The following is a 21,122-nucleotide window of genomic DNA, read 5'->3' on the forward strand; positions in this document are numbered from 1 at the left end:
CCGCGGACAGCTACTGGGGCCACGACTGGTCCGGAAGCGAGCCGCTGGCGGCGATGTAAGGGGTGTCCGGGCCCGGTGTGCGTATCCACTCGATGCGTGCACCGGGCCTGTGGGCTGTTCGGGGCTGTTCGGGGCCGTTCAGCCAGCACTATTGCAAATAGGTATATGCCTATTTATAGTAAGTGTCGCCAGTCACACACCGCGTCGCCGCACCGAGCAGCGCCGCTACGGAGGTCCCCATGACGACGACACTCAGCCCCACCCCCACCGCCGGCCTCGATCGCGCCGCCCTTCTCCTCGACGCCTTCGACGGCCCGGGCAGGCTCACGCTCGCGCAGATCGTGCGCCGCACGGGGCTTCCGCGCTCCTCCGCACACCGGATGCTCGAACGTCTCGTCCAGCTGCGGTGGCTCCGCCGGGAAGGCCGGGACTACGAACTCGGCATGCGGCTGTTCGAACTCGGGTCGCTGGCCGTGCACCAGGACCGTCTGCACCGGGCCGCCCTGCCGTTCCTGCACGAACTCCACCGGCTCACCGGGCACGCCGTGCACCTCGCGGTGCTCGAGGGGATCGACGTCGTCTACCTGGAGAAGATCGCCGGACGGTTCGGCGTCGGGTTGCCGTCCCGCGTCGGCGGCCGCCAGCCCGCGCACTGTACGAGCGTCGGCAAGGTGCTGCTGGCCCACTCGCCCGAGTCCGTGGTCGACCGCGTCGTCGAAGCGGGTCTGCCCCGCAGCACACGATTCAGCATCGACTCGCCCGCGGCGTTCCGTGCCGAGTTGCAGAAGACCCGCGAACGCGGAGCGGCGTACGACCGGGAAGAGGATCTCGTCGGCGTCAGCTGCGTCGCCGTGCCGGTGGGCGCCGACGACAACGTGGTCGCGGCCATCTCCGTGTGCGGTCCGAGCAGCCAGATCAAGCTCGATCACCGCCTGACCGCGCCGATCCGCATGTCCGCCAAGGGCACCTGGCGCAACTACATGGCGACCGCGACGCCGGCCGCCGGCCGCGCCGACCGATACTCCGCCTGAGGCGGGACGAAGGAGCACGAATGCCGCTCGACGAGCAGGCCGAGACCATCCTCCGGGGACTGAACGAGAACTTCCCCCGGGTGGAGACCATGACGGGCGCCCAGGCGCGGGCGGCGACGAGGGCGGGACGCAAGGCCGTCGCCGACCCCGAGCCGGTCGGTAGTGTGCGCGACCGGGAGATCCCCGGCGGGGCCGGACCGATTGCCGTGCGGATCTATTCGCCGGCAGGGCATCCCGCGGAATCCCTGCCCGTCGTCGTCTTCTTTCACGGCGGCGGGTTCGTGATCTGCGACCTCGACAGCCACGACGGCTTCTGTCGCGCGATGTGCAACGGGATCGGCGCCGTCGTCGTCTCCGTCGACTATCGACTCGCCCCGGAATCGCAGTGGCCCGCCGCAGCGGACGACGCCTACGCCGCGACGTGCTGGGTCGCGCGGCACGCCCGCGAGTTCGGCGGAGATCCGGATCGTCTTCTCGTCGCCGGCGACAGCAGTGGGGGCAATCTCGCGGCGGTCGCGGCGCTGATGGCCCGGGACCGGGAGGCCCCCGCCGTCACCGGGCAGCTGCTGATCTACCCCGTCATCGAACCGGTCTTCGACACCGAGTCCTACGAGCTGTTCGCGGAGGGTCATTTCCTCACCCGCTCTGCGATGCAATGGTATTGGGATCAGTACCTGCCGACCCACCGCGAGACCGTACCCGCCTACGCCGCCCCGGTCCGGGCCGAGGACCTCGGCGGGCTTCCGCCCGCGATCGTGATCACCGCCGAACGTGATCCCCTCCGGTACGAGGGGGAGAAGTACGCCGCGGCGCTCGCCGACGCCGGTGTTCCCGTGCAGTGCCGGCGGGTCGAGGGAATGTTCCACGGATTCTTGACGATCGACGCGATGGCCGCGGCGCAGACCGCGCGGCGGGAACTGTGGCCTCGGCTCCGGAATCTGGTGGCCGAACCGGTGCGGACTCCGTCCGACTAGTCTTCGCGCTCCGTCTCGTCGTCCGCGTCCCGTGCCGCCTTCATCGCGGCCTGGTACTCCTTCTGCGCCTCGCGGGAGCGCCGGATCGAATGCGATGCGGTCGGTTTCGGCACACCGGGATGTTCCGGCGTCCCTTCACCGTGCATCCGCTCGACGGCCTCGTCGATGTCGGCGAGCATCTGCTTCGCGAGCTCGCTCTCGGCGGCGTAGTACCGCTCGGACCACTTGTTGACCATGTGCGCGAACGCCCACGTCGGTTCGACGTCGGAATCGCGGGCGTCGAGCGCGGCCTGCCTGCTCATCCCCTCCACGTACGAAATGTGCTCCTTCAGGGCATCTTTGAGCTGCTCCGGCTCGGTGAGGTGACCGAGCCACATGCGCAGCATCACGCCGTGCTTGAGGACGGGCGGATCGATCGGCGCCTCCCGCGCCCAGCTGCGCATGACGGCCATGCCCGCGTCCGTGATCTTGTACAGGCGCTTGGGTTTCACCCGTGCCTCGTCGTCCACGACGGTCCGGGACGTCACGTATCCCAGGTCTTCCAGCTTCTTCAGCTCCGAATACACCTGGCTGAAGGACGGGCTCCAGTAGAAGAAACGCACACTGTACGACGCCCACTTCTTCAGGTCGTAGCCGGACAGTTCCTCGCCGAACGACAGGATGCCGAGTACCGGCCAGCTCGTCGATCGGAGGCCGGCGAACCCGGAGCTCTGTGTGGGGTCGGACGATGGCATTTCCCGAGCCTATCAACCGTGCGCCGACTGCCGGACACGCGAAACCCTGCCGCTGGGCGGGACGGGGCATTCCCCGCGTGCAGGCGCCGCGGCCAGGCTGAACGCAACCCGTCGATCCGAGGAGACACGATGACCCGAACCGAAGAACCCGTGCCGCCGACGGCACGACGCATCGACCCCGCCGAGCTCAAGTCGGTGCTCGGGCATTTTTGCACCGGCGTCACGGTGATCACCGCACACGACGGCGAGAGCCCGCACGGCTTCACGTGCCAGTCGTTCGTGTCGCTGTCGCTGGACCCGCCGTACGTGTCGTTCAGCCCCGCACGGACGTCGACCAGCTGGCCGCGGCTGCGGGCGAGCGAACACATCTGCGTCAACGTCCTCGCCCACGACCAACGCGACGTGTGCGGGACGTTCGCGACCAGCGGCGCCGACAAGTTCGCCGACGTCGGATGGTCGCACGCCCGCAACGGTGCCCCTGCGCTCGACGGTGTGCTGGCCCGGGTGCAGGCCACCGTCGAATTCGAGCACGACGCCGGTGACCACACCATCGTCGTCGCGCGCGTCACCGGTCTGGACGTGCTCAGGGATGCGCCGCCGCTCCTGGTGTACCGCGGCGGGCTCGGCATCTTCACCGCGGCCACCTAGCCGCGCTGTCTCCCGCTCCGCGGGAAAGGCTGTGGGAAACAGCAATTGACACCGGCAGAGTGTGATCGAGACCACTTCGGAAGGTGTGCACGATGAGCGTAGACGAGCAGAACTGGGACCGGGAGGTAGATCTCCTGGTGATCGGCAGCGGTGCGGGTGGCATGACCGCTGCCCTCGCCGGGGCCGAGCGAGGGCTCGACACCCTCGTCGTCGAAAAGTCCGGGGTGTACGGCGGTTCGACGGCACTGTCGGGCGGCGCCCTGTGGATTCCCAACTCGCCGATCCTCGTCCGTGAAGGCCGCGCCGACGACCCCGGCGACGTCCGGAAGTACCTGGAGTCGATCGTCGGCGACAGCGTGCCGGCCGAGCGCCTCGACGCGTACATCGAGCAGGGGCCGGCCATGATGCGGTTCTTCGAGCAGAACTGCCCGCACCTCCGGTTCTCCTGGTGCGAGGACTATTCCGACTACCACCCCGAGAACGTGGGCGGACGCCCGAAGGGGCGGACGGTCGAACCGTTGCCGTTCGACATGAACCTGCTCGGCGCCGACGGCGACCTGCAGCGGCCGAACTCCCTCGCGATGCCGGGTGGGCTGTACATGACGTCCACCGAGTTCCGTCACCTCAACATGGTCTTCCGCACCTGGGCCGGGCGCAGGACAGCGCTGGGCGTCGGCTGGCGTTCGGTCGTGGCGTTGCTGCGGCGCAGGCGGATGGAGACCCTGGGGCAGGCCCTCGTCGGGCGTCTGCGGCTCACGCTCCAGGAGGCGGGGGTTCCGCTGTGGCTGAACTCCCCACTGAAGGGGCTGGTCACGGACGAGTCAGGAGCTGTCACGGGCGCGGTCGTCGAGTCCGGGGGACAGGAACTGCGCATCCGCGCCCGCCGCGGCGTCATGATGGCCACCGGCGGATTCGAGCAGAGCGAGGAGATGCGGAAGCAGTACCTCCGGGAAGGCGGCAAGGACAACTACAGCGCCGGTTCACCCGACAACACCGGAGACGGAATCGTCGCGGGGGAGCAGGTCGGCGCCGCCGTCGATCTGATGGACGACGCGTGGTGGATGCCGTCGTTCCGGCGGCCGGACGGCATCATGCACGTCCTGGTGTCGGAGCGGTCGATCCCGCCGTCGCTGATCGTCGACCAGAACGGCAAGAGGTTCACCAACGAGGCGTCCCCGTACGTGTCGTTCGTCCACGACCAGATCGCCGGCGGTCACGACCCGGTGTGGTTCGTGTTCGACTCGAAGGCCAAGAGCCGCTACCAGTTCGGTGGGGTGATGCCCGGGCAGAAGTTCCCTGCGGAATGGTTCGAGACGGGGCTGATGCAACGCGCCGCAACCGTCGGCGAACTCGCGCAGAAGATGGGCGTTCCCGCGGAGTCGCTGTCCGCGGAGATCGCCCGGTTCAACGGTTTCGCCCGCGCGGGGGTCGACGCCGACTTCGGTCGCGGCGACAGCGCCTACGACCGGTACTACGGCGACCCGCGACTGCCCAACCCGACCATGGACGAGGTGGAGAAGGCCCCGTATTACGCGGTGCGGATGGAAGCAGGTGACCTCGGCACCAAGGGCGGGCTCGTGTGCAACGAGCACAGCCAGGTGTGCCGCAGCAGCGGCGAACCGATCCCCGGGCTCTACGCCACCGGCAACACGTCGGCGTCCGTGATGGGCAACGACTACGCCGGTGCGGGCGCGACGATCGGTCCCGCGATGGTGTTCGGCTGGGTCGGCGCCCGGCACGCAGCCGGGGCGGTGAGCTGAGTGCTTCCGGTCGAATGCCGGCGCTGCGGTAACGCGGTGCTCGTGGAGAAATACAGCGAGGCGCACACGAGCGTGCAGTGGCTGGGCGACGCCGAGCAGACCTGCCCGGAGTTCGCACGGCGTGCGCAGGAGGGAGAGCACTCGATGTTCGTCCCCACCTGCGGCGCGCTGCGCGGATCGATCGACGATGCGGTGGAGGACGGGCGGGTGGGGCTCTCCCTGCGCAGCTACCCGACTCCCGGCCGCCTGGACTAGAGAGGACAACCGATGTCACGGATGGCAGGCAAGGTCGCCTTCATCACCGGTGCCGGGAACGGCATGGGACGCAGTCACGCGGTCCGGCTCGCGGAGGAGGGCGCCGACGTCGTCGTCGTCGATCTGCCGTCGGCCGAAGCGGATCTCGCCGAAACCGGAAGGCTGGTCGGCGAACTCGGCCGGCGCGCGGTCGTCGCCCACGCCGATGTGCGTGACCCGTCGGCGTTGCGGGCAGCCGTCGACGCCGGAGTCGCGGAACTGGGACCCCTCGACGTCGTCGTCGCGAACGCGGGTGTCTGCGACAACCCCGGCCCGGCGTGGACGATCGACGACGCGGTCTGGCACCGATCGCTCGACGTCAACCTCACCGGCGTGTGGAACACGGCGAAGGCCGCGGTCCCGGCGATGCGGGACGGCGGCGGTTCCGTCGTGATCGTCAGTTCGACCGCCGGTATCAAGGCGGTGGCCGGGGCCGCCCACTATTCGGCGTCCAAGACCGCCGTGGTCGGGTTGGCCCGGACCCTCGCCAACGAACTCGGACCGCAGTTCATCCGGGTGAACGTGCTGCACCCCGGCGCCGTCGGTACCCGTATGACCCTGAACCCGGAGACGATGGCACGGCTGCGGCCGGACCTCGAGAATCCGACCCGGGACGACGTCGTCCCCGTCCTCGCGGCGAACCACATGCTGCCCGTCCCGTGGCTGGACTCGCGGGACGTCAGCAATGCGCTGCTGTTCCTGGCCTCGGACGAATCGCGATACATCACCGGCACACAACTCGTGGTCGACGCCGGACTGACCCAGAAGGTGTAGAGATGACAGGTCGAGTGAACGGAAGAGTCGTCCTGGTCACCGGTGCCGCACGCGGGATCGGCCGGGCGCAGGCGTTGCGGTTCGCACAGGAGGGCGCGGACGTCGTGGCCGTCGACCTGTGTGGCCCGGTCGGCACGGTGGTGACGCCACCGGCGAGTCCGGAGGATCTCGAGGAGACCACGAAACTGGTCCGGGACACCGGCCGCCGGATCGTGACTGCGCAGGTGGACGTGCGTGACGGCGCGGTGCTCGCCGAGGCGGTCACCGCGGCGGCCGGCGAGCTGGGCGGGCTGGACTTCGTGTGTGCCACGGCAGGCATCACGTCCTCGGGTGCCGCGCTGGACCTCGACGCCGAGACGTGGCAGACGATGCTCGACGTCAATCTGACGGGGGTGTGGCAGACGTGCAAGGCGGCGGCGCCGCACCTGATCGAGCGGGGCGGCGGGGCGATGATCCTGACGAGTTCCATCGCGGGGCTGCGCGGGCTCGTCGGCGTCGCCCACTACACCGCGGCCAAGCACGGGGTGGTGGGTCTGATGCGGTCGCTGGCCAAGGAGCTCGCGCCGCACCGGGTGCGGGTGAACAGCGTGCATCCCACGAACGTGGACACGGACATGATCCAGAACGACATGGTGCGGCGGGCGTTCCGGCCCGACCTCGAGCACCCCACCCGCGAAGAGTTCGCGGCGGCGGCCGTGACGATGAACATGCTGTCGATTCCGTGGATCGAGCCGGTCGACGTGGCCAACGCCGCGCTGTTCCTGGCCTCGGACGAGGCGCGGTACATCACGTCCGTCGCCCTGCCGGTCGACGCGGGCAGCGTCAGCCGATGACCGATGTGGGCAGCGTCGGCCGGTAATCCCCGAGTCCGCCCCCCACCTGACGATCCGTGGTAGAACAGGTGTCAGTTTTGGGGGCGGACGAAGGGTGAATTCCGTGGATCTCGAGGCCGTCGCCGCGATCAGCAGGCTCAAGTACGCGTATCTGCGGGCCCTGGACACGAAATGCTGGGACGAGTTCGCCGACACGCTCCTTCCCGACGCAACGGCGAACTATGGTGAGCATCTCGCGTTCGAGTCGCGCGACGCGCTCGTCGAATTCATGAAGTCGAATCTGGGGCCGCAGACCATCACCGAACACCACTGCGGTCACCCGGAGATCGACGTCGACGGCGACACGGCGACCGGACGCTGGTATCTGTCGGACACCGTGCTGATCCCGGAACACGACATGGTGCTGCGCGGGGCGGCGTTCTACTCCGACCGCTACGTCCGCGGACCCGACGGCCGATGGCGGATCGCCCACACCGGATACGAGCGGACCTACGAGGCGGTGATGTCGCTGGCCGACATTCCCAGCTTCCGGCTGACGTCCAACCGGTGGGCAGCCGACACGGAACCCGGCAAAGGAGACTCGTGATGGGGACACTGGACGGCAAGGTCGCACTGATCACCGGCGCCGGTCAGGGCGTCGGCGCCGGCATGGCGTTCGCGCTGGCCAAGGAGGGTGCCCGAATCGCGGTGGTCGGGCGAACGGAGTCGAAACTCGTCGACACGTGCGCCGCCATCGCCGACTTCGGCGGCGTCGCCGAGCCGATCGTCTGCGACGTCAGCAAACGCGATCAGCTCGGCCCGATGGTCGACCGCGTCGTGGATGCGTTCGGTGGCATCGACATCCTCGTCAACAACGCCAACGCGAGCGCACTCGGACCGCTCCTCGACATCACTCCGAAACTTCTCGACCGCGCCATGGCCGTCGGCCCAGTGGCCACCCTGTTCCTCATGCAGCTGTGCTACCCGCACCTCAAGGCGCGTGGCGGCGGCTCGATCATCAACCTCGTCACCTCCTCGGCGGTGCGGTGGGACACCAGCGGCTACGGGCTCTACGCGGCCACCAAGGAGGCGATGCGCTCGCTCACCCGGACCGCGGCCAGCGAATGGGGACCCGACGGAATCCGCGTCAACGCGATTGCGCCGCACGCACTGTCCCCGGGCCTGAAATGGTGGACGGAGAACAATCCCGAGGAGGCCGCCGAGTTCGTGAAGTCGATCCCGCTCGGCCGGATCGGTGATTGCGAGCAGGACATCGGACGTGCCGTCGTCTTCCTCGTCGGCCCCGACGCCGGGTACCTGTCCGGTGCCACCATCCCGCTCGACGGCGGCCAGGCGCGCTGGAGCTGATCGCCGCCGATTGCCCCGAGCTTGCTCATTTCCCTCCCATCCGGTAGGAATTGCGTCGTGCATACGACTCACCTGGTGCGACGCCTCACCGTCGACCTGTGCCGTACGTGCGCCAACATCTGTTGTTGCTGATGGTCCGGCGCGCGTACCGCGTGCTGTCCACTCCTCGGTAGCCTCCGGCATCCGGTCATTCCTCACGCATTCTCCGCGTTCGCAGGTCCGGGCCGGTACGCCCGTCTCCAGGCACCATCACCTTCGCGGAAAGACATCATGAGCACTGCATTCGAAACCAGAACACCGTCGCTGACGCTCGACAAGTTCGGCCCCCACTTCGGTGCCGAGATCATCGGCCTGGACGTCGCGTCCGCCACCGACGACGAGGTGGCCGCGATCCGCTCGGCCTTGACCGAACACAAGGTGCTGGTCCTGCGCGGTCAGTCACTCGGCGACGCGAGCCACATCGAGTTCGGTCGCCGTCTCGGCCGGCTCACCGCGGGGCACCCCGTCCACGACAGCGGCGACGTCGCGCAGGAGGTGTACGCGCTCGACAGCCAGGACAACGGTTTCGCCGACGTGTGGCACACGGACGTGACGTTCATGAAGCGACCGCCACTGGGGTCGATCCTCCGTCCCGTCGTCCTCCCGCCGCACGGCGGCGACACCAACTGGGCCGACAGCCAACTCGCGTACGAGTCGCTGTCGCTGCCGGTCCGGCAGATGATCGATCAGCTGACCGCGGTGCACGACGGCAACCGCGAATTCGGGTACTACCTCGCGCAGAAGCGTGGCGGCAAGGGAAACGTCTGGGACGGTGAGGAAGTCACCGCGCTCGTGCCCGTCGAGCATCCCGTCGTGCGGGTGCACCCGGAGACGGGACGCAAGGGCATCTTCGTGAACCCGGGCTTCACGTCCCACATCGCCGGAGTGTCCGAGGCGGAGAGCCGGGGAATCCTCGACTTCCTCTACGCACACCTGACCAAACCCGAGCACACCGTGCGGCACCGCTGGCGCCTCGGCGACCTCGTCCTGTGGGACAACCGCAGCACCGCGCACTACGCCAACCGCGACTACGGCACCCAGCACCGCGTCATGCACCGCATCACACTGGAAGGTGACGTGCCCGTCGGCCCGCAGTAGAGCAACCTGCGCATTCGCCGGGCGGGCAGCGTCCGCAGCGACTACCGTCACGATCCGTGACCCCGGCATCGGACATCTCACGACGCAAGTTCCTCGCCTCCGCCGCTGCGGCCGGTGGCGCCGCCTTCCTCAGTTCGTGGGCGGGCCCGGTGATCGACCGCGCCTACGCGCAGGACCCGGGCGGTAGCGGGTCGTTGAACGACATCGAGCACTTCGTCTACCTCATGCAGGAGAACCGCTCGTTCGACCACTACTACGGCACGCTGTCGGGGGTGCGCGGCTTCGACGACCCGTCACCGGCGTGGCAGCAGTACGGCTGGACGCCGGGTGCCGGTCCGACCCCGACCGGGTTTCTCAACCCGTTCCGGCTCGACACCACGCAGGGCACGCACCTCGACGGCGAATGCATCAACGACCCCACCCATTCGTGGGGTCCGCAGCACGACGCGTGGAACGGCGGCGCGATGGACCGGTGGATGCCGGTGCACATCGCGCACGAGGGGCCGCTGAACGGTCCCGCGACGATGGGCTACTACACGCGCGCCGACATCCCGGTGCACTACGACCTCGCCGACGCCTTCACCATCTGCGACCACTACTTCTGCTCGGTACTCGGACCGACGGACCCGAACCGGCTGTACTGGATGACGGGCACGATCGACCCGGACGGGCTGGCCGGCGGGCCGCTGGTCGAGACGCCGACGGTGATCCCCAAGTTCGCCTACTCCTGGCGCACCTATCCGGAGAACCTGCAGGAGGCCGGCGTCAGCTGGAAGGTGTACGCCAACAAGGACCTCGGCCCCGTGTCGAGTGTCGCGCTCGACGGGATGCTCGGCTGCTTCACGCAGTACAGCGACCCGAATTCGGAACTCGCTCGCCGCGGTCTCGATCCGACGTACCCGAACGACTTCCGGGCCGACGTCGCGAACGGCACGCTGCCCGCGGTGTCCTGGATCGTGCCCAACGTCTTCACGTGCGAGCATCCGGCGCTGCCCCCGGCCGCGGGCGCGGTTGGGATCGTCGAGGTACTCGACATCCTCACGTCGAACCCGGCGATCTGGGAGAAGACGGCGCTGATCATCAGTTACGACGAGAACGGCGGCTTCTTCGACCACGTCACCCCGCCCACACCGCCGCCGGGAACCCCGGGTGAATATCTGACGGTTCCGCTGAACACGGTGTCGGAGAGCGAGAACAATCCGGGTCCGATCGGTCTCGGTTTCCGGGTGCCGTCGCTGATCGTCTCGCCGTACAGTCGCGGCGGCCTCGTCGCGTCCGACACGTTCGACCACACGTCGCAGCTCCGGTTGCTGGAGAAGCGCTTCGGCGTGCCCGTCCCCAATCTCACCGAGTGGCGCCGCGGCGCCGTCGGCGACATGACGTCGGCGTTCGACTTCTCGTCGGCGCCGAACGCCGGCGTTCCCGCGATGACCGACCCCGGGCCACGCCTGCAGGCGGCGATCGCGCAGTGCGGGCCGAACGTGGCCGCGGGGACGCTCAACGCCGGTGCACCCTACCCCGTGCCGCCGAATTCGATGCCCGTGCAGGAACAGTCACCGCTGCGGCGTCGCCCCAGCGGGCTGATCATGTAGCGGCCTCTCCTCAGAGGCGCACCGCCCGGCCCGCGTCGATCGACTGCAGGACGGCCAGTGCGGCGGTCACCGAACGCAGTCCGTCGTGTCCGGTCGCCACCGGTTCACCGTCCCCGCGGACGGCGTCGACGAACGCCCGGATCCCTGGTGCGTACAGGTTGTCGACGGTTTCGAGCGGGACGGTCGTGTCCTGGCCGTCCGCGACGATCCGCAGCGTTCCGGTGGGATCGGGGCGCATGCAATCGCCTGCGACGAGAGTGCCGGACGTTCCGTGGATCTCGAATCCGGTGACGGCGCGCGGGACCGTGTACGCGTCGTGGAGCGAGAACAGGGTGGACGTGCCGAGCACGCCGCTGGTCATCACGGCGTCCGCCGGACCCTCGCTGAGTCCCTGGCGGACGCCGACCGCCGTCACCGTGGTGGGTTCCATTCCGGTGACGAAGCGGAGCGTGTCGATGTCGTGCACCGCGAGGTCGAGGACGACCCCGCCGCCGACGCCGTCGAGGCGCCACCCACGCAGGGCCTGGCGCAGCAGAATGGCGTTGCTGACGCGCACCGACAGGAGGTCGCCGATCGCACCCTCCGCCAGCAACTTTCGCGCCGCGCGGTGAACGGGATGGGTGCGGAGATGATGGTTCGTCGCGAAGACCACCCCCGCGGCCGCGGCCGCGTCGACCATCTTCTGCGCCTGAGTGACGTCGAAGGAGAGCGGCTTCTCGCACAGCACGTGCAGACCGGCGTCGATCGCGGCCATGGCGTGGTCGAAGTGCTTGTCGTTGGTCGAGGAGATGTAGGCGGCCTGGACGTCCCCGCCGACCGCGTCGCGCAGGTCACCGGTGGCGGACTCGATGTCATTGGCCTGCCGGTAGTCCTCCGCGCGCGCCGCGTCGCCGCTGAGCACGACTGCCGCGGTCTGCCCGCACTCGCGCAACGCGGGGAGCACGCGTGTGGCGGCGATGTTGCTCGCGCCCAGAATCGCCCACCTCATGAGCTTCGGTCCTTCCTCGGGCCGGTGGGTCCGGCCTTTCCTCGGCGGGACTGTACGCCGAGTTCCGAGAGCGCACTACTGTTCGGTATGCGAACAGCCCGGCCGATTCGAGCTCAGGGGCGGAGGGCGTCGACCGCTTCGCCGGAGGTCGAGGGATCCGGCGTCTCGTCGGTGGTCCCGCGCGTGCGCTGGCGGTAGATCCCGATTCCGACCACGACCACGGCGAGTCCCATCGAGACGTACATCTGGCTCCTGGTCTCGGGCAGCACGAGCATGCCGACGCAGAGCGCGATGATGGCGGCGATGGTGCACCACGTCAGGTACGGGAACAGCCACATCTTCAGCGACAGATCCTTGCCCTCCGCCTCGAGGCTGCGCCGCATGCGCAGCTGCGACACCGAGATCGCCAGCCACACGAACAGGGCGATCGCGCCCGAGGAGTTGACGAGGAACAGGAACACGGTGTCCGGGTACAGGTAGTTGAGGCCCACGGTCAGGAATCCCACGACCGTTGAGACGAGGACGGCCTGGCGGGGAACGCCCGACGATCCGATCTTCGACAACGAGGCCGGCGCGTCGCCGCGGCGGGAGAGCGAGAAGATCATGCGGCTCGCCGTGTACAGGCCGGAGTTCAGGCAGGACAGCACGGACGTGAGCACGACGACGTCCATGATGTTGCCCGCCGCCGGGATGCCGAACGAGTCCATGACGGCGACGTACGGGCTCAGCGCGACGGAGGCGTCGTCCCACGGGAGCAGCGTCACGACGACGGCGATGGAGCCGATGTAGAAGATGAGGATGCGCCACACGACGGAACGCACGGCGTTGCGCACTGCCGCCACGGGGTTGGCGGATTCACCGGCGGCGATGGTGGCGATCTCGGCGCCGAAGAACGAGAACACGACGACGAGGACCGCCGCGAACACGGCACCTGCCCCGTTGGGGAAGAACCCGCCGTGGCCGGTGAGGTTGGTGAGTCCGGGGGCTTCGACGCCGGGCAGGGCTCCGCAGATTGCGAGGACGCCGAGTACCAGGAAGATGACGATGGCCGCGACCTTGATCGACGCGAACCAGAACTCGAACTCGCCGAACGACTTCACGGACGCGATGTTCGTCAGCGTGAGCAACACCATCAGGATCAGTGCCCAACTCCACTGCGGGACGTCGGGGATCCAGCGGTTCATGATGACGGCACCGGCCGTCGCCTCGATGCCGAGGACGATGATCCAGAACCACGCGTAGAGCCAGCCGATGCTGAAGCCGGCCCAGCGGCCGATCGCGCGGTCGGCGTACGCCGAGAACGATCCTGTCTCGGGGTTGGCGGTCGACATTTCGCCGAGCATGCGCATCACGAGGATGACGACGATGCCCGCGAGCGCGTAGGCCACGAGTACGCCGGGGCCCGTCTCGCGGATCGCGACCCCGGAGCCCACGAAGAGGCCTGCGCCGATCACCCCCGCGATAGCGATCATCGAGAGGTGCCGCTTCTTCAGTGTGTGCTGAAGCTGCGGATCGGTGGTTCCTGACATGGAGAAATCCCTTCGGCGCTACTCCGGGTGTGATGTGCGTCGCTGATTCGGAAAAGTGTGTACGAGTGGTGGGGGCTCTGGAACCGCCGATTCGGTGAATTTCGGGCCGGTGAGATAGACGAAACGGCAGTACCACGTATCTGCGTCTTCTTGACAACGCGGAAACGCTATGGCTACCGTCACATTATTCGACCAGCGGACATGCGTTCGGTATGCGAACGGAGTTTGTCCGGCACAAACGTAGACGGGACATCGGAATGAGCGATCACGCCTTCACCCCGGCAGCCGAGAAGCAGGCGCGAAGAGCAGCGCTGAGCAGTTTCGTCGGCGCGGTCATCGACTGGTACGACTTCCTGCTCTACGGGTTGGTCGCGGCACTGGTCTTCAACTCGGAGTTCTTCCCGAACGTCAGCCCGGCGATCGGGACGCTCGCCGCGTTCGCGACGTTCGGCGTCGGATTCCTGTTCCGGCCGCTCGGCGGCGTCGTGTTCGGCCACTACGGCGACCGCATCGGACGCAAGCGGATGCTGATCCTCACCGTGCTGATCATGGGCACGAGCACCGCCCTGATCGGACTGCTGCCGTCGTTCGGGTCGATCGGCTGGTGGGCACCGGTCCTGCTCGTCACCCTGCGCGCCATCCAGGGCTTCGCCGTCGGCGGCGAGTGGGGCGGGGCCGCGTTGATGGCCGTCGAGAGCGCGCCGCCGAAGAAGAAGGCGTTCTACAGCAGCGGAGTGCAGGTCGGCTACTCGGTGGGGCTCATCCTCGCCACCGGATTCGTCATGCTCATGAGCAACCTGACCACCGAGGACGCGTTCAGCCAGTGGGGGTGGCGGGTTCCGTTCGTCGCCAGCGTCGTCTTGGTCGGTATCGGTCTGTGGATCCGCGCCGGCGTGCAGGAGAGCCCCGAATTCGTCGAGAAGGTGGAGAAGGTAGAGGAGGAGCAGACCGCGCAGGACAAGAAGCGGATTCCGCTCGTCGAGGCATTGCGCAACCACCCGAAGGCATTCCTCCAGATCATCGGTCTGCGTTTCGCCGAACTGTTCTCGATGTACATCGTGACCACGTTCGCGTTGAGCTACTCCACCCAGGAACTAGGGATGGAGCGCAACTTCATGCTCAACGTCGGCCTGCTCGTCGGTGCCGTGGGTATCGGCACCATCCCGCTGTTCGCGTGGCTGTCCGACAAGCACGGCCGGCGACGCGTCTACATCCTCGGCGCCCTGATCGGCGCGGTGTGCGCGTTCCCGTTCTTCATCTTCCTCGAGAACGGGTCGATGATCGGCACCGTCATCCTCGCCGTGCTCCTCGTCAACATCTCGCACGACATGGTCGTCAGCGTGCAGCAGCCGCTGTTCACCGAGATGTTCGGCGCCGAGTACCGCTACAGCGGCGCGGGCGTCGGCTACCAGGTGGCCAGCGCGATCGGTGGCGGCTTCACCCCGTTCATCGCGGCAGCCCTGGTCACCGCCAGCGGCGGGTCCTGGCACCTCGTGGCCGTGTACCTCGCCGGCGGCTGCATCGTCAGCGCCCTGATCGCATGGCGACTGCAGCCCGATGCCAGTGCCGACACCTCGGACGCCGCCACACCCGCGAAGCTCGAGAACGCACACTGAACATGGCGGTCAGCCGAGGGACAGGTCGGAACCGATCCGCTCCGCGGTCGCAACGAGTTTCGGCACCACCGACACCTCGACGTCGTCCCGCGTGTACTGCGTGCCCTGCAGCGAGGAGTTGAGGGCGGCGACCACGGCGCCCGTCCTATCCCGGATGGGAACGGCCGCGCCGCGGATGCCGATCTCGAGCTCGTTCTCCGACATCGACCAGCCGTCCGCGGCGACCTTCCGGACCGCGGCACGCAATTGGTCGACGTCGGAGATCGTGTGCGGTGTGAAGGACTGGAATTCGGTGGCCTTCAGGTAGTCGTCGAGCGCGTCGGCCGAAAGCCCGGCCAGCAGAACCCGTCCCGTCGACGTCGCATACGCGGGGAACCGCATGCCCACCGTGATGGAGATGCGAATGATCCTGGGCGAGCGGACCCGCGCCACGTACACCACGTCGGGACCGTCGAGGATGGTGACGGAGATGGTCTCGCCCAGTTCCTTCGCGAGAGCCTCGATGTGCGGGTCGGCGACCTGCGGCAGTCGCAGCGCGGCGAGGTACGAGAAGCCGAACCGCAGCACCCGGGGTGTGAGCGAGAAGCTGCGTCCGTCGAGACGCAGAAAACCCTTGTCCACCAGGGTGAGCAGAATGCGGCGCGCCGTGGACCGGGTGATTCCGACAGCCTGCGCCACCTCACTCAGCGTGCGTTCCCGGTGCTGCTCGTCGAAGCATTCGAGAACGGTCAGACCACGGTCCAGGGACTCGAGGAAATACCGTTCCCCCGACGCCGGCTGCTCGGCCACCTCAGCAGCCACCTGTTTCGCACACGCCGTCATGCTACCGGGCGGCTAGGCGTGCCGGAGCCGGCTGAACGCCCCGTCCAGTGTGGCCAGTCCGCTCGTGTCGATGAGGAAATCGGTTTCGAGACTGTCCCGCAGTTCGTCGACGGTCGCCAGGTCGCGCCGCTCGGACGTCCCGCCGAGGTGGTGCACCGTCAGTCGCGTACCGGCCAGGGCGTAGCGGCGGTCTTCGGTGGCCCGCGCCGCCATGAGTCCGGTCACGAAATGCGATCCGGGCCAGGTCGACAGGTACCAGTTGGGGGCCTCGTAGTCGACGGGGAACTGTCTGGTGAGGTCGAACCGGTAGATGGTCCGCCACTCGTCACCGACGAGTGCCTGCATCGCGTAGTCGCCCGCGACGTCGACCAGCCGGAACGGTTCCAGCGGCGTGTCCTGCACGGTGTCCAGTTCGAGGCGCAGCGTGGTGTTGAGCGTCATGCCGCCGAACCCGACGTCGATGAGCCGCCGCTCGCCGGCGACGTCGACGAGCAACAGCATGTGCGAGCGCGGAGTGACCGTACCGATCGGAGATCCCCACAGAACCCGCGCGGCGAGCGGCATCACGTCGAATCCGAGCTCGACCAGGACAGCGCGCAGCAGGAGATTCTGCTCGAAGCAGTAACCGCCCCTTCGGGATTCGACCAATTTCTGTTGCAGTGACGGCAGGTCGAGCCGGTTCGGTGTGCCGAGGAACGGGTCGAGGTTCTCGAACGGGATCGACCGGGCGTGATGTGCGGCAAGCTGGTTCAGCGTCGCCGTCGTCGCGGATCGGTCGCCGTCGTACCCGATCCGTTCGAAGTACCGCTCCAGATTCAGATCGCCCGCAGTGGCCATGGAGCACAGTCTAAGCGCGGCGAATGACCGATCAGAGGTCGTCGGGTGTTGCCGCGAGGTAGGCGGCGCGATCCGGTACCCGACGTCGAGGCTGTGCGTCAGCCCCGGTTGTCGGAGTCGTGATCGAGCTGATCCGGACCATCCCCGAGACGGTGTGGAACTCCGAGCCTCGAGCACCCGCGGAGCGGCCCAGCGGCGGAAGGCGACCGTGACGGTGCCGTCCGCCACCCCCTGCGCGATCTTCTGCGGAATGATCACCCGCCGTCACCTCCTCACGTGAGTGGCGATGCGTGGTCGAGGATACTTTGCCATTCACCTGGGGGAGGATGGACAGGGTGCGGTCGCGTGACGGGAGGACACCCATGGGACGGCGACGTTTCACGGCCACGGCGTTGCTGGTGGCCGTTACGTGCGCGGCATGCCAGTCCGAGGGGACTTCCGCGCAGCCGTCGACGACCACCGCGGTCGCCGCACCGGCAGCCAGCGAGCCCACGGTGATCGCCGCCGACCTCGACGTGCCGTGGGGGATCGCGCTCCTGCCGGACGGGACGGCACTGATCGCGGAACGGGACAGCGGCGCGATCCGGCACCTGCAGGCGAACGGCGACACGACCGTGATCGGCGAAGTGCCCGGTGTGGCGGCGCGGGGCGAATCGGGACTGCTGGGCCTGGCCGTCTCACCGGCCTACGCAACGGATCAGATGATTTACGCGTACCTGACCACCGACGACGACAATCGGGTGGTCGCCCTGCGGTTCGACGGCCGCAGCCTCGGCGAGCCGGCCCCGATCCTGACGGGCATCCCCGCCGGATCGATCCACGACGGCGGCCGGATCGCATTCGGGCCGGACGGCAACCTGTACGTCGCCACCGGTGAAGCCGGTGACCGGCCACGCGCCCAGGACCCGTCCTCACTCGGCGGCAAGATTCTGCGGATCAACCCCGACGGGTCGATCCCGGCCGACAACCCCACCCCCGGTTCACCGGTCTGGTCGTTCGGGCACCGCAACGTGCAGGGCCTCGCGTGGGACGACGCCGACCGGTTGTGGGCCACCGAATTCGGGGCGAACACCTGGGACGAGGTGAACCTCATCGAACCCGGCGGCAACTACGGATGGCCGGAGGTCGAGGGGCGGTCGGGCGAGGCGGGCTTCGTCGATCCGGTGGTCCAATGGTCCACCGGCGAGGCGTCCCCGTCCGGGCTCGCGTTCCAGGACGGCGCGCTGTGGGTCGCGGCGCTGCGCGGCGAACGACTGTGGCGGATCCCCGTGGCCGGTGACGGCGCGCTCGGCGAACCGCAGTCGCTGTTCGACGGAGAGTACGGGCGACTGCGTACCGTCGTCGCGACACCGGACGGTGCCGTCTGGTTCAGCACCAGTAACCGTGACGGGCGCGGCGATCCGGGGGAGGGCGACGACCGCATCCTCATGCTCCGCCCGTGAGTACTTGTTAACCGCGGGCGGTTGATAAGTACTCACGGGTCAGGAGGTCCAGGGGACGATCGGCGGCTTCACCCACATGATCTTCTCGTCGCGGTGCGCCGGGGTGGCGGCGGGATGGTCGGGGTGGCGCTCCGCCCACGCCGATTTCTGGTCGAGCAACTCGACCACGGTCAGCCACGTCTCCATGGTGCTCGGCGGGTTCGACCCGGCCGCCCGGGCGAGTTTCCGCAGCGTGCCGTCGGTGAGGTCGAGGAGTTCCTGACCGCTGATTCCGCGATCCCACACATACCGCGCGAGTCCCATCGCCTTCTCGCGACGTCGCTTCGCAGCGCCTTCGGTGTGCGCGAAGTCGACTTCCTGAGGTTCCATCGTCTTCCCTTCTCGTGCGCGTCACCACGGTAGGTCACCCGTGTCTCGTCCCGGTATCGTGGGAAGACGATTCTCGCAGCAGACGCGAGCGGACGGCGCGAGCAGTAGGGAAGACGGACGATGGGCAGGCAGCGCGGCGGTCGGGCTGCCCGGACAGCCGACGGGGGTCCCGTCGCCGGCGTGTACCCGATCGACACGGGCACCTGCGAACTCACGGAAGACCACCTCAATCCGCACGGCTGGGTGCTGAAGGTGAACGGGGTCGAGAGTTCCCACATCGACCTGTCGGACCCGACGCACCTCGATTTCGAGTACATGCGGTGGATCGCCGAACTTGTCGCTTCGCACTGGGGGACGGATCAGCGGGTGCGGGCCCTGCACCTCGGCGGAGGCGCCTGCTCACTTGCCCGGCATCTCGCCGCCCGGTATCCGGACGCCCGGCAGGTGGTGGTCGAACTCGACGGCAAGCTCGCCGAGTTGGTGCGCGAATGGTTCGACCTCCCGCGGGCCCCACTGCTGCGACTGCGGGTGGGGGAGGCGCGGGCGGTCACCGAGACGCTGACGGAGTCCAGCCGCGACCTGATCGTGCGCGACGTGTTCGCAGGGAACACGACTCCGGCGCCGCTGACGACGACGGAGTTCACCGGGCACGTGCGACGGGTGCTGGCGCCCGGCGGGATCTATGCGGTCAATTGCGGCGACACCCGCGACCTCGTCCTGGCGCGCCGGGAGGCGGCGACCATCGGCAGCGTGTTCCCGCACACCACGATCATCGCCGATCCCGCCATGCTCAAGGGCCGCCGCTACGGCAACATCGTGATCGCGGGCAGCGACGTGCCGATCGGCGACGACCCCGCACTCGTCCGCACACTGCTGGGAGGCGGTGTGCCTGCCCATGTCTGGGACGACCGGCAGGTGCGGACGTTCGCCGGTGCGGCGCGGGCGCTGCGCGACGCGGACTCCGGGAGCTAGACCAGCACCCAGATCAGCGAGGCCATCGCGAAGCCCACTATCGACAGGATGGTTTCGAGCACCGTCCACGTCTTCAGGGTGTCTTTCACCGACATATTGAAATACCGTGACACGATCCAGAATCCGCCGTCGTTGACGTGGCTGGCGATGATGGATCCGGCCGACACGGCGATCACGATCAGGGCGATCTGCGGGGACGAATAATTCCCGGCTGCGATCGACGGCTCGATGACGCCTGCGGTGGTGACGATGGCGACGGTCGCCGAACCCTGGGCGATGCGGAGTGCGCAACTGATCAGGTACGCGGACAGAATGACCGGGAGGCCGAGTGCGTCCATCGAGTCGGCCAGGGCCTGCCCGACTCCGGTGGCCCGCAGCACCGCGCCGAAGAACGCACCTGCGCCGACGACCAGCAGGATCATGCCGACCGGTTTCAACGCCGCCGCGGACATCGCACCGATCTCCTGCGCCGTGATTCCGCGTCGGGTCCCGAGCAGGTACAGCGCCAGCAGGACGGCGATGGTCAGCGCGATCGTGGGTGTGCCGAGGAAGATGAGGACCGACAGCAGCGTCGAGCCTTCTTCGAGGACCACGTTGCCGACCGTCGCACCGAGGATCAGCACCATCGGGACGAGGATGATGAACGAGATCAGCCAGAGCGGCGGCGGGTTCTTGTCGGCTTCCTTCTCCTCCGGGATGAACTCGTCCGGGACCTCGATGATCACCCGCTTGCCGATCCAGCTACCCCAGACGACGCCACTGACGAACCAGGCGGGGATACCGCACGCGAGACCCATGATGATGATCCAGCCCATGTCGACGTGCAGCAGACCGGCCGCGGCGACGGGGCCCGGGTGCGGTGGCAGGAACGCGTGCGTCATGGACAGGCCGGCGAGCATCGGCATCGCGTACATCACCAGCGACTTGCCGCCGCGCTTCGCCGCCACGTACACGAGCGGGGCGAGGATGAAGATGCCGATGTCGAAGAAGACCGGGATGCCGAGCACGAGTCCGGTGACACCCATCGCGAGCGGAGCGCCCTTGGGCCCGAACAACTTCAGGAGCCGTTCGGTCAGGACGTCGGCACCGCCGGAGCGTTCCATCATCGCGCCGAGGACGGTGCCCAGGCCGATGATCGGGGTGATGTGCCCCAGGATGCCGCCGAACCCCTTCTCCAGGATCGAGTCGGCCGCCGACGTCGGGGTGCCGACCAGTTCGACCACCGACACTCCCGCGATGAGCGCGACGCCGACGCCGACGACGATCAGCGCGATGAACGGCTCGAGCTTCAGCTTGATGATGAGGATCAACAGCACGGCGATGGATACCGCTGCGAGAGTGAGTAGTCCGGCTGTGTCGTGCTGCAGCCAGTCGACGAACGACGTCATTGCGTCTCCAGGGGAGGTGGGTGGGGTCGGGCGAG

Annotated in this window: 21 protein-coding genes; 14 read left to right on the forward strand and 7 right to left on the reverse strand. The window is 68.1% G+C overall.

Going from position 1 to position 21,122, the window contains the following annotated elements:
• The first annotated feature begins 239 nt into the window (after positions 1–239).
• On the forward strand, positions 240–1,031 hold the full coding sequence (locus tag QM693_RS32540; RefSeq protein ID WP_283354395.1) for an IclR family transcriptional regulator: 792 nt from the start codon (positions 240–242) through the stop codon (positions 1,029–1,031).
• Positions 1,032–1,051: 20 nt separating this feature from the next.
• The gene (gene lipP1 / locus QM693_RS32545; RefSeq protein ID WP_283354396.1) at positions 1,052–2,005 is read left to right on the forward strand and encodes a LipP1 family hormone-sensitive lipase; all 954 of its coding nucleotides are present in this window, start codon (positions 1,052–1,054) and stop codon (positions 2,003–2,005) included.
• On the opposite strand, the gene QM693_RS32550 is transcribed toward lipP1, so the two are convergent.
• Positions 2,002–2,739 (reverse strand): PadR family transcriptional regulator, encoded by a 738-nt coding sequence (locus QM693_RS32550; RefSeq protein ID WP_271209576.1) that lies wholly within the window; start codon positions 2,737–2,739, stop codon positions 2,002–2,004. The two genes, lipP1 and QM693_RS32550, sit on opposite strands and share 4 nt — an antisense overlap.
• A 129-nt stretch (positions 2,740–2,868) precedes the next feature.
• Between QM693_RS32550 and QM693_RS32555 the strand changes: the two genes are divergently transcribed.
• From QM693_RS32555 to QM693_RS32595, 9 genes are all read left to right on the forward strand, one after another.
• Positions 2,869–3,387 (forward strand): flavin reductase family protein, encoded by a 519-nt coding sequence (locus tag QM693_RS32555; RefSeq protein WP_105417897.1) that lies wholly within the window; start codon positions 2,869–2,871, stop codon positions 3,385–3,387.
• 92 nt (positions 3,388–3,479) lie between these two features.
• Positions 3,480–5,147: an FAD-binding protein gene (locus QM693_RS32560; protein WP_283354397.1), complete on the forward strand. Its 1,668-nt coding sequence runs from the start codon at positions 3,480–3,482 to the stop codon at positions 5,145–5,147.
• Positions 5,148–5,402: a hypothetical protein gene (locus QM693_RS32565; RefSeq protein ID WP_005258959.1), complete on the forward strand. Its 255-nt coding sequence runs from the start codon at positions 5,148–5,150 to the stop codon at positions 5,400–5,402. It begins immediately after the preceding gene.
• Between the two features lie 12 nt (positions 5,403–5,414).
• Entirely contained in the window at positions 5,415–6,215 is an 801-nt protein-coding gene (locus QM693_RS32570) for a mycofactocin-coupled SDR family oxidoreductase (protein ID WP_283354398.1), read from the forward strand.
• A 2-nt stretch (positions 6,216–6,217) separates the two neighbouring features.
• Complete coding sequence (locus QM693_RS32575) at positions 6,218–7,048, forward strand: mycofactocin-coupled SDR family oxidoreductase (RefSeq protein WP_105417900.1); 831 nt, start codon at positions 6,218–6,220, stop codon at positions 7,046–7,048.
• Between the two features lie 103 nt (positions 7,049–7,151).
• A complete protein-coding gene (locus tag QM693_RS32580; RefSeq protein WP_283333939.1) occupies positions 7,152–7,634 on the forward strand; it encodes a nuclear transport factor 2 family protein in 483 nt (160 codons plus the stop codon).
• Positions 7,634–8,395: an SDR family NAD(P)-dependent oxidoreductase gene (locus QM693_RS32585; protein WP_283354399.1), complete on the forward strand. Its 762-nt coding sequence runs from the start codon at positions 7,634–7,636 to the stop codon at positions 8,393–8,395. The genes QM693_RS32580 and QM693_RS32585 overlap by 1 nt, the downstream gene beginning before the upstream one ends.
• 270 nt (positions 8,396–8,665) lie before the next feature.
• On the forward strand, positions 8,666–9,532 hold the full coding sequence (locus QM693_RS32590; RefSeq protein WP_283354400.1) for a TauD/TfdA dioxygenase family protein: 867 nt from the start codon (positions 8,666–8,668) through the stop codon (positions 9,530–9,532).
• Positions 9,533–9,588: 56 nt separating this feature from the next.
• Entirely contained in the window at positions 9,589–11,124 is a 1,536-nt protein-coding gene (locus tag QM693_RS32595; protein WP_283354401.1) for a phospholipase C, read from the forward strand.
• A 10-nt stretch (positions 11,125–11,134) separates the two neighbouring features.
• Here QM693_RS32595 and QM693_RS32600 read toward each other — a convergent pair whose 3' ends face one another.
• Positions 11,135–12,112: a Gfo/Idh/MocA family protein gene (locus QM693_RS32600; protein WP_283354402.1), complete on the reverse strand. Its 978-nt coding sequence runs from the start codon at positions 12,110–12,112 to the stop codon at positions 11,135–11,137.
• Positions 12,113–12,225: 113 nt separating this feature from the next.
• Positions 12,226–13,641: an amino acid permease gene (locus QM693_RS32605; RefSeq protein WP_280780540.1), complete on the reverse strand. Its 1,416-nt coding sequence runs from the start codon at positions 13,639–13,641 to the stop codon at positions 12,226–12,228.
• A 257-nt stretch (positions 13,642–13,898) separates the two neighbouring features.
• On the opposite strand from QM693_RS32605, the gene shiA reads away from it, so the two are divergent.
• Positions 13,899–15,257 (forward strand): shikimate transporter, encoded by a 1,359-nt coding sequence (shiA, locus tag QM693_RS32610; protein ID WP_283354403.1) that lies wholly within the window; start codon positions 13,899–13,901, stop codon positions 15,255–15,257.
• Positions 15,258–15,266: 9 nt separating this feature from the next.
• Here the strand turns inward: shiA and QM693_RS32615 are convergent, their stop codons facing one another.
• Both QM693_RS32615 and QM693_RS32620 read right to left on the reverse strand, forming a co-directional pair.
• Positions 15,267–16,046: an IclR family transcriptional regulator domain-containing protein gene (locus tag QM693_RS32615; RefSeq protein WP_283354404.1), complete on the reverse strand. Its 780-nt coding sequence runs from the start codon at positions 16,044–16,046 to the stop codon at positions 15,267–15,269.
• 45 nt (positions 16,047–16,091) lie between these two features.
• Positions 16,092–16,916 carry an arylamine N-acetyltransferase family protein gene (locus QM693_RS32620; RefSeq protein ID WP_283354405.1) on the reverse strand — a complete coding sequence of 275 codons (825 nt, stop codon included), beginning with the start codon at positions 16,914–16,916 and terminating at the stop codon, positions 16,092–16,094.
• A gap of 362 nt (positions 16,917–17,278) precedes the next feature.
• Here QM693_RS32620 and QM693_RS32625 point away from each other — a divergent pair, with 362 nt between their 5' ends.
• Positions 17,279–18,358 (forward strand): PQQ-dependent sugar dehydrogenase, encoded by a 1,080-nt coding sequence (locus QM693_RS32625; protein ID WP_283354406.1) that lies wholly within the window; start codon positions 17,279–17,281, stop codon positions 18,356–18,358.
• Between the two features lie 39 nt (positions 18,359–18,397).
• Here QM693_RS32625 and QM693_RS32630 read toward each other — a convergent pair whose 3' ends face one another.
• Positions 18,398–18,727 (reverse strand): hypothetical protein, encoded by a 330-nt coding sequence (locus tag QM693_RS32630; RefSeq protein WP_283333757.1) that lies wholly within the window; start codon positions 18,725–18,727, stop codon positions 18,398–18,400.
• A gap of 120 nt (positions 18,728–18,847) precedes the next feature.
• Here QM693_RS32630 and QM693_RS32635 point away from each other — a divergent pair, with 120 nt between their 5' ends.
• Positions 18,848–19,699: a spermidine synthase gene (locus QM693_RS32635; protein WP_283354407.1), complete on the forward strand. Its 852-nt coding sequence runs from the start codon at positions 18,848–18,850 to the stop codon at positions 19,697–19,699.
• On the opposite strand, the gene QM693_RS32640 is transcribed toward QM693_RS32635, so the two are convergent.
• Entirely contained in the window at positions 19,696–21,087 is a 1,392-nt protein-coding gene (locus QM693_RS32640) for a GntP family permease (protein WP_105417911.1), read from the reverse strand. The genes QM693_RS32635 and QM693_RS32640 overlap by 4 nt on opposite strands.
• Positions 21,088–21,122 lie beyond the last annotated feature (35 nt).

Source organism: Rhodococcus sp. IEGM 1305, from assembly GCF_030058635.1.
GTDB lineage: Bacteria > Actinomycetota > Actinomycetes > Mycobacteriales > Mycobacteriaceae > Rhodococcus_F > Rhodococcus_F opacus_D.

Excerpts from the sequence above, each read along its gene's own strand:
- QM693_RS32540 (WP_283354395.1), top strand. The coding sequence starts at position 240 with ATGACGACGACACTCAGCCCCACCCCCACCGCCGGCCTCGATCGCGCC.
- lipP1 (WP_283354396.1), top strand. The coding sequence starts at position 1,052 with ATGCCGCTCGACGAGCAGGCCGAGACCATCCTCCGGGGACTGAACGAG.
- QM693_RS32550 (WP_271209576.1), bottom strand. The coding sequence starts at position 2,739 with ATGCCATCGTCCGACCCCACACAGAGCTCCGGGTTCGCCGGCCTCCGA.
- QM693_RS32555 (WP_105417897.1), top strand. The coding sequence starts at position 2,869 with ATGACCCGAACCGAAGAACCCGTGCCGCCGACGGCACGACGCATCGAC.
- QM693_RS32560 (WP_283354397.1), top strand. The coding sequence starts at position 3,480 with ATGAGCGTAGACGAGCAGAACTGGGACCGGGAGGTAGATCTCCTGGTG.
- QM693_RS32570 (WP_283354398.1), top strand. The coding sequence starts at position 5,415 with ATGTCACGGATGGCAGGCAAGGTCGCCTTCATCACCGGTGCCGGGAAC.
- QM693_RS32575 (WP_105417900.1), top strand. The coding sequence starts at position 6,218 with ATGACAGGTCGAGTGAACGGAAGAGTCGTCCTGGTCACCGGTGCCGCA.
- QM693_RS32585 (WP_283354399.1), top strand. The coding sequence starts at position 7,634 with ATGGGGACACTGGACGGCAAGGTCGCACTGATCACCGGCGCCGGTCAG.
- QM693_RS32590 (WP_283354400.1), top strand. The coding sequence starts at position 8,666 with ATGAGCACTGCATTCGAAACCAGAACACCGTCGCTGACGCTCGACAAG.
- QM693_RS32600 (WP_283354402.1), bottom strand. The coding sequence starts at position 12,112 with ATGAGGTGGGCGATTCTGGGCGCGAGCAACATCGCCGCCACACGCGTG.
- QM693_RS32605 (WP_280780540.1), bottom strand. The coding sequence starts at position 13,641 with ATGTCAGGAACCACCGATCCGCAGCTTCAGCACACACTGAAGAAGCGG.
- shiA (WP_283354403.1), top strand. The coding sequence starts at position 13,899 with ATGAGCGATCACGCCTTCACCCCGGCAGCCGAGAAGCAGGCGCGAAGA.
- QM693_RS32620 (WP_283354405.1), bottom strand. The coding sequence starts at position 16,916 with ATGGCCACTGCGGGCGATCTGAATCTGGAGCGGTACTTCGAACGGATC.
- QM693_RS32625 (WP_283354406.1), top strand. The coding sequence starts at position 17,279 with ATGGGACGGCGACGTTTCACGGCCACGGCGTTGCTGGTGGCCGTTACG.
- QM693_RS32630 (WP_283333757.1), bottom strand. The coding sequence starts at position 18,727 with ATGGAACCTCAGGAAGTCGACTTCGCGCACACCGAAGGCGCTGCGAAG.
- QM693_RS32635 (WP_283354407.1), top strand. The coding sequence starts at position 18,848 with ATGGGCAGGCAGCGCGGCGGTCGGGCTGCCCGGACAGCCGACGGGGGT.
- QM693_RS32640 (WP_105417911.1), bottom strand. The coding sequence starts at position 21,087 with ATGACGTCGTTCGTCGACTGGCTGCAGCACGACACAGCCGGACTACTC.